The sequence below is a fragment of the Corynebacterium sp. ACRPJ genome, assembly GCF_022347345.1.
GTDB classification, from domain to species: Bacteria; Actinomycetota; Actinomycetes; order Mycobacteriales; family Mycobacteriaceae; genus Corynebacterium; species Corynebacterium tuberculostearicum_D.
This window is the reverse complement of record NZ_JAKRNC010000006.1, coordinates 123,553-135,792: the sequence shown is the minus strand read 5'-3', so window position 1 is coordinate 135,792 and position 12,240 is coordinate 123,553. Positions and strand designations below refer to the sequence as shown.

Below are 12,240 nucleotides of genomic sequence, written 5' to 3'. Positions count from 1 at the left end.
ATACCTCGCCTGGCTGTTCATTATCCCCATCCTCGGATTGTGGTGGGTCATAAAATCCCGCACCAAAGTCTCCGAATCTGGAATCGCTATCTCCTACGCATTCCGGAAAAATATCCAGATCACATGGGACGATTTTGCCGGAATCGGCTTCCAACGCGCCCGCGCCTTCGCCCGCACCAAGGCCGGCGCGGAGCACAACCTGCCCGGCGTGACCTTTAACTCGCTCCCGCGACTTTCGGAGGCTTCTCGCGGCCGCATCCCCGACGCCCTTACCCAGGGCCGTGAAGCGGCAGATGACAAGGTGGTCATTGTCCACCGTGACGGCCAACAAGTCCTCCTCAGCAAAGAAGAGTATGAGGACTACCTCGAGCGCCACCCCGAGCTCAAGCCTTCGGCCGAAAACTAAATACGCCGTCTACGCTCTCCCCCACATCCCTTGAAGGAATGGTGACTGAAAAACCATGTTCCCGCTGCGTTCAAAAGTAACTACCGTCGGCCGCCAAGCCTCTGGCGCCCGCGCCCTCTGGCGGGCCACCGGCACCAAGGAAAATGACTTTGGCAAACCGATCGTCGCCATCGCCAACTCCTATACCCAATTCGTCCCCGGCCACGTACACCTTAAAAACGTCGGCGATATCGTCGCCGACGCCGTACGAGCGGCCGGCGGCGTACCCAAGGAATTCAATACCATCGCCGTCGATGACGGCATCGCCATGGGACACAGCGGCATGCTCTACTCGCTGCCTTCTCGCGAAATCATCTCCGATTCCATCGAGTACATGGCCAATGCCCACACTGCCGACGCCCTGGTATGCATCTCCAACTGCGATAAAATCACCCCGGGCATGCTCAATGCGGCGCTGCGCCTGAACATTCCCACCATATTCGTCTCGGGTGGACCGATGGAGGCCGGCAAAGCCGTCGTGGTTGATGGCGTAGCCCACGCCCCCACCGACCTCATCACCGCCATTACTGCCTCTGCAAACGACGCAGTATCTGATGAGGGCTTGACCCAGGTGGAGGAATCCGCCTGCCCTACCTGCGGTTCCTGTTCCGGCATGTTTACCGCCAATTCCATGAACTGCCTGACCGAGGCGCTCGGCCTGGCGCTGCCCGGCAACGGCACCACCCTGGCCACCCACACGGCTCGCCGCAGCCTATTTGAAAAGGCCGGCTCCACCATCGTCGATATGTGCCGCCGCTATTACGGCGAGGAGGACGAATCCGTTCTCCCCCGCAATATCGCCACCAAGGAAGCCTTCACCAATGCCATGGCACTTGACATGGCCATGGGCGGATCCACCAACACCATCCTGCACACGCTCGCAGCCGCACAGGAGGGCGAGGTGGATTTCACCCTCGATGACATTAATGACATCTCCTACCGCGTGCCCTGCCTGTCCAAGGTCGCGCCCAATGGCACCTACCACATTGAGGATGTCCACCGCGCCGGCGGAATCCCCGCCATCTTGGGAGAGCTTCGCCGCGCCGGGCACCTGAACTTGAAGGTGCATACGGCCCTCTATGGCAACGCCGAGCAGTGGCTCGATGACTGGGATATCCGCAACCCGCACGCCACCGATGAGGCCCGCGAACTGTACTACGCCGCGCCGGGCGGCGTGCGCACCACCGAACCATTTTCCCAATCCAATCGCTGGGACGAGCTCGACACTGACGCCGCTCATGGCTGCATTCACGACGCCGATCACGCCTTTTCTTCCGACGGTGGCCTAGTTGTCCTGCGCGGAAACCTGGCTCCAGACGGGGCCATCGTGAAGGCAGCGGGCGTGGAAGAAGAGCTGTGGACTTTCTCTGGACCTGCCCGTGTGGTCGAATCCCAGGAGGAGGCCGTATCGATAATCCTGAACAAGGAAGTTCAGCCGGGTGACGTGGTGGTCATTCGCTACGAAGGCCCGTCCGGCGGCCCAGGCATGCAGGAAATGCTCCACCCAACCTCCTTCCTCAAGGGCGCCGGGTTGGGCAAGGCATGCGCCTTGATTACCGACGGCCGCTTCTCCGGCGGCACCTCCGGCCTTTCCATCGGCCACATCTCCCCCGAGGCGGCCCACCAGGGCCTTATCGGGCTCATCGAAAATGGCGACACCATCACCATCGACATCCACGAGCGCGAACTCACCCTGGATGTGGACGAGGACGTGCTGGAGCGCCGCCGCGCCGCCCAGGAACAGCGCGAGCAACCGTGGACTCCGGTGAACCGCAACCGCCCCATCACCAAGGCACTGCGCGCGTATGCAGCCATGGCCACCTCTGCCGATCGCGGCGCGGTGCGCGTTGTCGATGGCCATGTGAATTAGACAGTATTAACTGCTAAATCCCTGTGAGCCTCGGTGGGGTGCACGCCCGTTTACCTGCAGATCGCATAAAGTGTACTGCGATGAAACTCGCGCGCACCCCACTTTTTCGTTATGCCTTAGCTCTGCTGGGCCTCATTTTTGGCGCCTGGAAGATTATTCAAGACACCCGCATCACGGACTTTCCCATTGACATGGTGGTCTACCGCGAGGGCGTCAGAGCCTTCCTTGAGCACCGCTCCGTTTATAGCGAGCCCATGCTGGCCGGGGATATTGAGCTTCCCTTCATTTATCCGCCCTTTGGCGCGCTCATCATGGTTCCGCTCACGGTCTTTGACGGCATTGACCACGATATGGCGGGCGACATCATGGTTGTCCTCTCCGATCTGCTCCTGCTCGTCTGCCTCTACTTCGTCTTCAAGGCGGTGCTGAAGAAACCGGAGTTCCTCTTGCCCATTACCGCCATTGCCTTGCGCTTTGAGCCGGTTGATCTCAACAATGGCTTTGCGCAGATCAATATCGTGGTGATGGCGCTGGTTATCCTCGACCTCGTTCCGCGCAATTGAAGCGTCCTGGGTTTAGTTCCGCTTCTTTTACTACCCCGTACTGACGGGCTGCGTGAGATAGTAGTCGATTTCTACTTCCCGCGGGGTGGCGTAGTCCAATGCTTCGTGAAGGCGCTTGGTGTTCCACCAATGCATCCACCGCAAGGTGGCCAGTTCGACTTCTCCGACCGACGTCCACGGGCCTTGGGGGTAGATGAGTTCAGCTTTGTAGAGACCGTTGACTGTTTCGGCTAGTGCATTGTCGTAAGAATCGCCGACTGTTCCCACACTCGGGCGGATTCCTGACTCAGCTAGCGCAGTGGAATACTTCAGTGACACATACTGGCTGCCCCGATCGCTGTGGTGAATTAGCTGGTTTCCATGGATTCGCCCTGCAGTGGTTAAAGCGTGCTCTAAAGCCTCCATCGGCAGCGCGTAGGTGCGCATTGTCGAGCGTGTAGCGACACCAACAATTTTTCGGCTGAATACATCCACGACAAACGCGGTATAGGCGAATCCTGACAGGGTGCGAACGTAGGTAATGTCGGCAACCCAAAACCTGCCTGGTGCGTGCGCACGAAAGTTTCGCTGCACCAAGTCTGGGCGACAATCAGGTGTCTCTGGGCTTAGCGTTGTTACCGGATGTCGTAGACCGAGAAATTCTCCGCATGCACACGCTGAATCTCTGGGATGAGAAGGCTATCGCTTAAGGCCCTTGCACTGGGAACACGAGTGGTCGCCTTGCAGTAGCCGCGTGAAGTGATGAATCCACGATCTGCTTGTTTTAGGACTCGGCAGATGGCCTCGACCCCAAACTGATCTTTATACGTGTCGATGTAGGAGATCATTTGGTCGTGGGTCGGTCGAGTTCCGCTGCGAAAAAAGCCGAAGCTGTCTTAAGAATCCCGTTTGCTCGCTTCAGTTCACGGTTCTCTCGGCGCAAACGCTTGAGTTCTTCTTCCATTGTTTCGCTATCCGGCGTTGTGCGGCCATCTCGTGTGGAGGCGCTGTCGCGGTACCACGCCCGCAATGTGTGGCGTGATACGCCGAGGAGCTCTCCGACCTGTTCGTAGGCGCGCTGCAATGAGCAGGACTCCAAGCGGACCATTTCGATGATCTGATGGACCGCCTTCTCCTTAAACTCGACGGAATACTTTCTGGGCATAGTGCCTCATCCTTCCTTACTTGATGTAGGAACTAAACCCAGGACGCTTCACAAACGCTTCTTGCCCCAAGGTATCTTGATTGGCCTGGCCGCCGCTATCAAAATTACCCCGCTGGCGATGCTGCTCTACTTCCTCGTGCGCAAGGAATGGAAGCAGATTGCCACGGCTTTCCTCTCCACAGTCGCTGCCACGCTCCTTGCCGCAGCCTTCCGCTGGGACGCATTTGTGGAGTTCTTCAGCTCTAAATTGCTCGATATGGGCTCTGGCGGCGACTTCGGCGTCGCAACCGAGTACCAGTCCAATAGTTCCATCAAGGGAGCCATTCAGCGCATGTATTCCTCTACGGAAGCCATGGACGCCAATGGACTGACCATCAACCTTGCGTGGCTCGCAGCCTCCCTAGTGGTTATTGCCTTTGCTGCGTGGCTTATCAAGCGACTGTGCGAGGAGCATCTGCTTGTCGACGCCCAATTGGTCACCGCCCTCACCCTCCTCCTTATCTCCCCTGTTTCCTGGTCGCACCACTGGGTCTGGCTCACGCTCATCATCCCGGTCTTTATCTACCGCGCGTGGACCTGGCTGCCATCTGGATGGGCCGCGGGCAGCCTCCTGACCGTCCTTATCGCCTGGGCAGCCATGCTACTGACAGTTCCACCTAAGTGGTGGTGGGGCGATCAAGTCGATGTTCACGCCATGGAGCGCTACCAGAAGTTCTGGGTGGATGACTTCGTGTGGCTGACCATACTGGCCGTCGCACTTTTCGCAGCCGCTTTCTATGCCTCCCGGCGCAATAACCGGAACACGAGTACCGCTACTCCTGTCCAGCTAGCGTCTTAAGAGCTGCAAGGTGCGAATCGAATGCGGCCTTTCCCTTAGCCGTGAGCATCACCCATACCGTGTCCTTGCCACGCGAGGATCCATACTCGCGAAAGCGGCTGATATACCCCTCTTTTTCCAGTGCGCTTAGCTGCTTAGACAGCGTGGCATCGGATTGATTCACTTTGTCCCGAATCGCGGCAAAGCGCATCTCTTTGTTGATGGCGCCTTCCACTGCCCCGGCCGCGTTGAGCACCGCACAAATCTTGAACCGATTAAGCGGGTGAATTACTGGGTCGAGTTCACTCATCGTCGCTTGCCCGCTTATTACTCTCTTGATCTCGCGTGGACAGATCCATCGCACCGGAATTGAGAACCCAAAATACAGCGAAGCCCCACAGCGTGAATACCACGGCCGCAATTACCATGTGTCCTTCGAGGTAGCGCTGGAAAAACACCGGAGCAAATAGGATGGGAAAAGTAGCGTAGTACTTTTTATCCGGCTGCGGCTGACTGAAAGGATCTTGCCTATAGCTCGGACGCACATCACCCTGATGGCTACCCACCCACATTGCCGCTCCGAGGCCAAACATCATGAAGCCGAGGAACGCCCACAGAGGAATATCATCTTCCCACTGGCTCATAACGAAATAGCTTCCTGCAAACGCTACTGCAAGCAAAGCATTAATCACGGTCCGTCGCCTGCTGTTTTGCCCTTTCTCTACTTCCTCGTTGAAGGACAGTGCCTCGTGCACGCTTTCGTCCATGATCGCCGTTCCTTTCACCTTCGACCTTTCGTTGTTTTCCACTTTAGAAAGTATCATACTTTCCACCCTGGAAAGCAAGGAGGGAAGAAAATCCGCCGTTATTGCGACGGACAATCTTTTGGCGTCTAGTTCAGCGGATTAACCCCTGCGCCGAAGAACCACAGCGCTACGAGAATACCTACGCCAATGAGCACAAAAATCCACGAAGTCCCCAGTGGACGGCGTGCCCACGAGCGCTTGAAGTCTAGGGAGATAAAGCCTGGGCCAGTAAACTGCAGGCCCACTGCGATGACAAAGAGGACCAAGGAAAGCCATACGGATTCCGGCCAGCTAAAGACGTCCAGGCCGGCATCGGTCTGCGCTAGCTCGTGGACGGCGGTAAAGCCGGTCACTACCAGGCCGATCATGGCCGCCAGCGGCGTAATGAGGCCGAGCAGCAAGAACACACCAGCGATAAGCTGCATGGTCGGCACCGCGATAGACAGTGCGGTATCCCAGGCATAGTTGGCAAAATCGCCCTCAAGGCCGGACAAGCCCTCGCTATCGCCAAGCGTGAAGAAGGTCTTTGCGCCCGCGACGATCAGGTAAGCGCTCAGCGCCAATCGGATGAAAAGCAGGCCGAAGTCGATAGTGCCGCGGCGACCATAGCGCTGATAGCCTTCCTTTTCTTCTTGTTCCGCCTGTAGGCGTGCCTCGCGCTCCTCTGCGGTTTCGGTGCTGAGGGTGCTCTCCACGGGGGCGTCGGCAGTAGCAAGTGCCTGCTCTTGTTCCACGCTAGCCGGCGTGGTGGACTCCGGCTGTGCGAAGGCTACGGTCTCTTCGCCGGTGCCACTTTGTTGACGTGCGGCTTCATTTGCACTGGAGTAGGACAGCACCTCGGTTTCAGGATGGTCCTGCTGCGCCTGGGAAGGCTTGATCTCCTGCGGCTCAGCGCGGCCGGCGCGCTCGAAAAGTCCCGGCTTCGACTTTCCCTGGCCGGAGACAGAATCCTTGCTAGCGGGCTTCGCGTTATAGGTAGGCACGTCCATATCCTCATCAAACGGGGTGGCTTTATCCGGTTGCTGCTTATCGCTCATAGCTCCAACCTAGGGCACGTGCCTGCACTTTTGTGGTACCCACCACGGCGCGCCGCACGAGCTTGCGTGCTATGTGGCCACCAAGTCGCTCGCAGCTTCGATAACCGAACGCGTTAGTTCGCTCAAGACCTCCGATTCCAAGCGCCACCGCTGCCAGTAAAGGTCGATATCGAGCGGGGAGTCGTCGAGAAGCACCAGCTCTTTTGCCGCTAATAGGGGCAGCGCTTGGGCTTGGGGCAGCAACCCCCACCCCAGGCCAACGCGTACGGCCTCGAGGTAGCCCTCGGAAGAGGGAATCTGCGATACCCGGGCACGCACCACGGCCGAATCAATGAAGCGCTCGCGCATCGCATCATCTAGTACTTGATCGTTGGGGCCGTAGCCTACAAGGGGCATAGTTTCCCAGGTCAGGTGGCCATTATGGAAGCTTTCTGCAATATGTGGTGCCGCGACTGGGAAGTAGCGCATCGTACCCAAAAAGCTCGACTCACAGCCCGAGACCGGCGTGGCCTCCCTCGTTACTGCACCAAGCACATCGCCCCGCCGGAGCATGGCTAAGGTGCGCGCCTCATCCTCAATCCGGATGCGCAGGGCAACATCACCCCGCCGCGCGGTATCGCTAAGGACCCTGCGAAACCATGTCGCTAGGGAATCCGAGTTCACTGCAACAGAGAGCGGGACCCGGGCCAAGCGGTGGCCTAGGCGGGCATCCGTCTCCGCCTGCACCAACGCCATGCGGCGTGCGGATTGAACCAGGATCTCCCCCGCTTCCGTGGCGGTTACCGGGGTAGCACGGCGAAGGAGCACGCGACCGGTGCTCGATTCTAGGGCCTTAATTCGTTGGCTTACTGCAGACGGCGATATGCCGAGTACAGCAGCGGCGACATCGAAGCTGCCTTCGTCCACGATGGCGAGCAATGTTTCTAAGTGCACCGGGTTCATGAAGCCATTCTAAACCAACTGTAGATTCATTAACTGGACTAATTCAGGCCGGGAATTCACACTAGAAGGCATGTCCATCGTGCTTGCTGGTTTCTTCTTGGGATTATCGCTCATCGTGGCCGTCGGCCCACAAAATGCCATGCTGCTCAAGTACGGCATCCGCCGCGACCACATTGGCCTCATCATTGCCGTCTGCGCGCTTTCCGACGTCATCCTGATTACCGCCGGCACGGCCGGCGTGGGCTACTTGGTAGAAAGATTCCCCAACGCCCTGCAGGTTCTGAAATATGTTGGCGCCGCTTACCTGGCGTATTTCACCTTTACCTGCTTCCGCGATGCGCTCAAAACCAAAGGCGAGGCCATCGAGGTTGAATCCACGCAGCCAAAGGTCCCGCAGGAAGTCGCCTCCTTCGATGGCTCTCAGGCACACAGCACGACCAAGACCGCAACTCGCGTCGAGATTAAGCGCTCCCCCTCCTGGGTTAAGCCGCTGCTTACCGCCCTGGCCTTAACGTGGCTTAACCCGGGCGCCTATGTGGACGTAGTGGTCATGCTCGGCGGCATTGCTAATCAATATGGCGAATCGGGGCGCTGGCTTTTCGCCGTGGGTGCAATCTGTGCCAGCTTCTCTTGGTTTCCGTTTATCGGCTTCGGTGCAGCCCGTTTTTCCCACGTATTGTCCCGGCCCACAGTGTGGCGCTGGATCAACTTCGGCATCGGCGTCATCATGATCGGCCTAACACTCAAGTTGCTCCTGCTCTAGAGGGCCGGGGCTCGGTAGCGGCCTAGTCGCCGCGAACGCGCGAAGCGGTGGCGCCTGCCCAGCGGTTGATGCCGGCGTCGTGGGCGGCGTCATCAATCGCAGCCAGCTCGTCCGCGCTGAAGTCAAGCTTGTCCAGCGCGCCCAGGTTGTGCTCGAGTTGCTCCACAGAAGAAGCACCCAACAGCGCCGAGGTAAGCGTGCGATCACCCTGATCACGCAGCACCCACGAGATAGCCATCTGCGCCAGAGACTGACCACGCTTGCCTGCAATATCGTTGAGCGAACGGATCATGGAAAGGTTTTCCTCATTGAGCCAATCCTTTTCCAAGGTCTTATTCTTCGCCGCGCGCGAATCTGCAGGGATGCCATCGATATAGCGATCCGTCAGCATGCCCTGTGCTAGTGGACCAAAGCCGATGACACCCAACCCACTGCGCGCCGTGACATCAAGCAGGGACTCGCCATCCTCGCCCGGGCGCTCAATCCAGCGGTTCAGAAGGGAATAGCTGGGCTGATGAATCAGCAGCGGGCAGCCTTCATCTTCCATAAACTCCATGGCCTCCGCGGTAAGCTCCGGACCATAAGAGGAAATGCCCACATAGAGAGCTTTGCCGGAGGCCACGATATCCCGCAGCGCGTACAGGGTCTCTTCCAGCGGTGTGTCCGGGTCCGGGCGGTGGTGGTAGAAGATATCTACATAATCCAAACCCATCCGCTTCAGGGACGCATCCAAGGAGCTAACCAGGTACTTGCGAGAGCCGCCGAAACCGTAGGGCGAATCATTCATTACCCAACCCGCCTTGGAAGAAATGATCATTTCATCGCGGAAGGGGCGGAAATCGCGGGCGAAGATGCGGCCGAAGTTGTCCTCCGCGGCGCCTGGTTCAGGGCCGTAGTTATTGGCCAAATCGAAATGAGTAATCCCCCGGTCATACGCCGCGCGCAGGATTTCGCGCTGCGTGGCCAGGGGACGGTCGTCGCCGAAGTTCTGCCAAAGGCCAAGGGAAATGGCCGGCAGCTTCAGCCCAGAGTTGCCTACTCGGCGGTACTCCATCGAATCATAACGTTCAGCTGCGGGTGCATAGATACTCATGGCACCCATTGTCCGCTTAATTCTTGGAATTGTCAGCCTGTGGCAGTTCCTCAACTTCTTCAGGGTCGCCGGATGCGCCGGTTTCTTCGACCCACTTTTCAATTTCTTCCGGGGTGCGGTCAGTTTCTACCGCATCACGCTCGGTGTAGTAGGAGTGGTCGTGGCGCTTTTCTGCGTACTCCTTTTTGTCAAAGTCCACGTCATCGTCGCCGTCAAGCTCCTCGGTGACCTCATCCACCAGCTCATCATAGAGGGCCTCGTTATCCATATTGGAATCCTCGATGTGCTGGCCAATCTCGTCATCATAACGCTCAGCGTCATAATCCTTGTTGGGGTTCAGCTTCAGGTGCATAAGTGAACGTATGCGCTCGCGACGCACTGCCTCGTCCTTAATCTGGGCTTGGCTACGGAACCAGGCAAATACCAAGATTGCCACCATGAGGATGCCCATGTAGCCGATGATTGGGTAGATGTAGTTCATCAAGGTCTTAAAGCCGGCGAAAGAGACCGCGAAACCAGCCAAGCAGCCGATGACGAAGATAACCGGGAAGCGCTTCTCATGGCCGGCAGATAGGCGCTTGCCCAGTGCGTAGAACATGCCGATAGCGGTATTGAAGATCATCAAGTAAATGATGACCGCCATGATGGAGCCGAGCGTCGGGTTAACGCTATCTACCAAAGACAGCATCGGAATATCGGAGCCTTGTGCCTTGTCCGAGTTCATCAGCAAGGAGAATCCGGCAAGGCCCATCATGATGGAGTAGATGACGCCGCCTACAACGCCGCCCCAACCGGCCTCGCGTGGGCTGATATTGTCGCCACCGATAACCAGGGACATGGACACGGCGAGCATCAGCGCCAGGCCGTTGTAATTGAGTGCGGAAATGAGCCAGTTACCAATCGGGGTGTCGATCTGGCTGGAGGCGTCCATAGCGGCGCCGATGTCATCCGGCATATTGAGGCCGGTGTAGATGGCAACACCAATGACCGCAATGATGATGGTCGGTGTTACAGCACCGATAACCTTGGATACCTTATCCACGTCGAGCATGCCCACGATAAGCACCAATACCAACATGAGCGTGGAGCCGATCCAAGTCTTCCAGCCAAACTGCTGCTCCATATTGGAACCCGCGCCGGCCAACATCACAAAGCCAATAGCGAAGAGGGTGATGATGACCGCGACGTCCAGCAACTTGGAGACGATCGGGTGGGTGACATTGCGGAAAACGGTGTTGTGCTCAGAAGCGTGGAAGTAGCTGCCCAGCTGCAAGAACACGGTACCGGCAAGGGTCATGATGAGTGCGGCGATAATGATGCCGGGAATACCCCAGGAACCAAAGGCAGTGAAGTACTGCACCACCTCTTGGCCCGTGGCAAAGCCGGCGCCCACCAACAAGCCCACGAAGGACATGGCAATGGCGATAATGTTTTTAGAAGACACGGTTGCCTAACTTTAGTAGCGAATATCTTTCGCATACTGGTGCGCGCGGCCCCTTATCCCCCACTCCCCAGCACGTGGGCTACACAACACCGGTATGCGTTCCTTAAGGAATGGTACGTAAGTGACCCGTTAAACACCTACTGGCACATACCGATGTTGTGATAAATCACATTCGGGCGTTCCGCGAAATCAACCTAACGCTTTAGTCGTCAAAGGTCGCGGTATCAATCACGAAGCGGAACTTTACATCGCCTTCCACCACGCGCTCATAGGCGTCATCAACATCGTTGACGCCGATCTTTTCAATGACGGCGCCGATACCGTGCTCGGCGCAGAAATCCAGCATTTCCTGGGTCTCTGCAATGCCGCCGATGTTATTACCAGTTAGCACCTTACCGCCGCCGACAAGGCTGCTCATGTGTACTCCCAGCTCCTCCGGCGGAAGTCCGACAACGGACATGATGCCGCGCGGCTTCAGCAGCTGCAGGTAGTCGTTGAGGGAGTACTGGGCAGAAATGGTGGACAAGATGACGTCGAATTCGCCGCGGTGGTTGGCAAAGAAGTCTTCGTCCTCACCGGTGGCCAGAATGTGCTTCGCACCCAGCTCATAAGCTTCCTTTTCCTTGCGCAGGGAGCGGGAAATCACGGTTACTTCCGCGCCCTTTGCCGCAGCGATCTGCACACCCATGTGGCCCAAGCCGCCTAGGCCTACTACGGCAACCTTATCGCCTTCCTTGACCTGCCAGCGGGCCAGCGGCGAATAGGTGGTGATTCCGGCGCATAGCAGCGGGGCTGCGACATCAAAGTCAATGCCCTCCGGGATGGTGCACACAAAGTTTTCGTTGACGACTACCTTCTGGGCGTAGCCGCCTTGGGTAATGGTGCCGTCTACGTCTTCGGAGTTATAGGTGCCCACATTGCCATTCAGGCAGTTCTGCTCCCGGCCGTTGCGACACTGTTCGCACTCACCACAGGAGTTGACCAGGCAGCCAACGCCAACGCGGTCGCCGACTTTAAATTTCGTGACCTTATCGCCCACGGCTTCCACGACGCCGGCAATCTCGTGGCCCACCGTCAGCGGGAAGTGGGCCTGGCCCCATTCGTTGCGGATCGTGTGAATATCGGAGTGGCAGATGCCTGCAGCCTTGATATCAATGACCACGTCGTCTTCGCGCGGATCGCGGCGCTCAATTTCTACGACCTTGAATGGTGCTTCAGGGCTTTCCTTTTGCAATACTTTGCTCTTAATTGTCATGCCCACGACCCTACGCGTAACCCCACTGACCTCGCCTAACGAAAATAATCACCAACTCTAA

General features: G+C 57.7%; 12 protein-coding genes and 2 pseudogenes. 5 read left to right on the top strand and 9 right to left on the bottom strand.

The window, feature by feature from the left end; translation table 11 throughout:
* The 3 genes from MHY08_RS05980 to MHY08_RS05970 form a co-directional block, all read left to right on the top strand.
* Positions 1-406: PH domain-containing protein (locus tag MHY08_RS05980; RefSeq protein ID WP_239235850.1), on the top strand; the 406-nt coding region annotated here is incomplete at its 5' end.
* Between the two features lie 55 nt (positions 407-461).
* Positions 462-2,315, top strand: a complete 1,854-nt coding sequence (gene ilvD, locus MHY08_RS05975; RefSeq protein ID WP_239235849.1) for a dihydroxy-acid dehydratase — start codon at positions 462-464, stop codon at positions 2,313-2,315.
* A gap of 80 nt (positions 2,316-2,395) precedes the next feature.
* The gene (locus tag MHY08_RS05970; protein WP_370658788.1) at positions 2,396-2,878 is read left to right on the top strand and encodes a glycosyltransferase family 87 protein; all 483 of its coding nucleotides are present in this window, start codon (positions 2,396-2,398) and stop codon (positions 2,876-2,878) included.
* A gap of 30 nt (positions 2,879-2,908) precedes the next feature.
* Here the strand turns inward: MHY08_RS05970 and MHY08_RS11765 are convergent.
* Positions 2,909-3,499: pseudogene (locus MHY08_RS11765) on the bottom strand (IS3 family transposase); the annotation flags it as partial.
* A gap of 5 nt (positions 3,500-3,504) precedes the next feature.
* Positions 3,505-4,022, bottom strand: a pseudogene (locus MHY08_RS11760) (transposase); the annotation flags it as partial.
* A gap of 1 nt (position 4,023) precedes the next feature.
* Between MHY08_RS11760 and MHY08_RS05960 the strand changes: the two are divergent.
* Positions 4,024-4,860: a glycosyltransferase family 87 protein gene (locus MHY08_RS05960; RefSeq protein ID WP_301438133.1), complete on the top strand. Its 837-nt coding sequence runs from the start codon at positions 4,024-4,026 to the stop codon at positions 4,858-4,860.
* Here MHY08_RS05960 and MHY08_RS05955 read toward each other — a convergent pair.
* The 4 genes from MHY08_RS05955 to MHY08_RS05940 all read right to left on the bottom strand — a co-directional run bounded on the left by MHY08_RS05955 (position 4,835) and on the right by MHY08_RS05940 (position 7,624).
* Positions 4,835-5,149, bottom strand: a complete 315-nt coding sequence (locus MHY08_RS05955) for a transcriptional regulator (protein ID WP_239235847.1) — start codon at positions 5,147-5,149, stop codon at positions 4,835-4,837. The genes MHY08_RS05960 and MHY08_RS05955 overlap by 26 nt on opposite strands.
* A complete protein-coding gene (locus tag MHY08_RS05950) occupies positions 5,142-5,648 on the bottom strand; it encodes a hypothetical protein (protein WP_239235845.1) in 507 nt (168 codons plus the stop codon). The genes MHY08_RS05955 and MHY08_RS05950 overlap by 8 nt, the downstream gene beginning before the upstream one ends.
* An 83-nt stretch (positions 5,649-5,731) precedes the next feature.
* Complete coding sequence (locus MHY08_RS05945; protein ID WP_239235843.1) at positions 5,732-6,682, bottom strand: DoxX family protein; 951 nt, start codon at positions 6,680-6,682, stop codon at positions 5,732-5,734.
* A gap of 69 nt (positions 6,683-6,751) precedes the next feature.
* A complete protein-coding gene (locus MHY08_RS05940; RefSeq protein WP_239235840.1) occupies positions 6,752-7,624 on the bottom strand; it encodes a LysR family transcriptional regulator ArgP in 873 nt (290 codons plus the stop codon).
* Positions 7,625-7,694: 70 nt separating this feature from the next.
* Between MHY08_RS05940 and MHY08_RS05935 the strand changes: the two genes are divergently transcribed.
* Positions 7,695-8,387, top strand: a complete 693-nt coding sequence (locus MHY08_RS05935) for a LysE/ArgO family amino acid transporter (RefSeq protein WP_239235838.1) — start codon at positions 7,695-7,697, stop codon at positions 8,385-8,387.
* A 22-nt stretch (positions 8,388-8,409) separates the two neighbouring features.
* On the opposite strand, the gene MHY08_RS05930 is transcribed toward MHY08_RS05935, so the two are convergent.
* The 3 genes from MHY08_RS05930 to MHY08_RS05920 all read right to left on the bottom strand — a co-directional run bounded on the left by MHY08_RS05930 (position 8,410) and on the right by MHY08_RS05920 (position 12,179).
* A complete protein-coding gene (locus tag MHY08_RS05930) occupies positions 8,410-9,480 on the bottom strand; it encodes an aldo/keto reductase (RefSeq protein ID WP_239235836.1) in 1,071 nt (356 codons plus the stop codon).
* 16 nt (positions 9,481-9,496) lie between these two features.
* A complete protein-coding gene (locus MHY08_RS05925; RefSeq protein WP_239235834.1) occupies positions 9,497-10,924 on the bottom strand; it encodes a hypothetical protein in 1,428 nt (475 codons plus the stop codon).
* A 202-nt stretch (positions 10,925-11,126) separates the two neighbouring features.
* Positions 11,127-12,179 (bottom strand): NAD(P)-dependent alcohol dehydrogenase, encoded by a 1,053-nt coding sequence (locus tag MHY08_RS05920; protein WP_239235832.1) that lies wholly within the window; start codon positions 12,177-12,179, stop codon positions 11,127-11,129.
* Between the last annotated feature and the right edge of the window lie 61 nt (positions 12,180-12,240).

Excerpts from the sequence above, each read along its gene's own strand:
- MHY08_RS05945 (WP_239235843.1), bottom strand. The coding sequence starts at position 6,682 with ATGAGCGATAAGCAGCAACCGGATAAAGCCACCCCGTTTGATGAGGAT.
- MHY08_RS05920 (WP_239235832.1), bottom strand. The coding sequence starts at position 12,179 with ATGACAATTAAGAGCAAAGTATTGCAAAAGGAAAGCCCTGAAGCACCA.
- MHY08_RS05935 (WP_239235838.1), top strand. The coding sequence starts at position 7,695 with ATGTCCATCGTGCTTGCTGGTTTCTTCTTGGGATTATCGCTCATCGTG.
- MHY08_RS05930 (WP_239235836.1), bottom strand. The coding sequence starts at position 9,480 with ATGAGTATCTATGCACCCGCAGCTGAACGTTATGATTCGATGGAGTAC.
- MHY08_RS05970 (WP_370658788.1), top strand. The coding sequence starts at position 2,396 with ATGAAACTCGCGCGCACCCCACTTTTTCGTTATGCCTTAGCTCTGCTG.
- MHY08_RS05940 (WP_239235840.1), bottom strand. The coding sequence starts at position 7,624 with ATGAACCCGGTGCACTTAGAAACATTGCTCGCCATCGTGGACGAAGGC.
- MHY08_RS05955 (WP_239235847.1), bottom strand. The coding sequence starts at position 5,149 with ATGAGTGAACTCGACCCAGTAATTCACCCGCTTAATCGGTTCAAGATT.
- ilvD (WP_239235849.1), top strand. The coding sequence starts at position 462 with ATGTTCCCGCTGCGTTCAAAAGTAACTACCGTCGGCCGCCAAGCCTCT.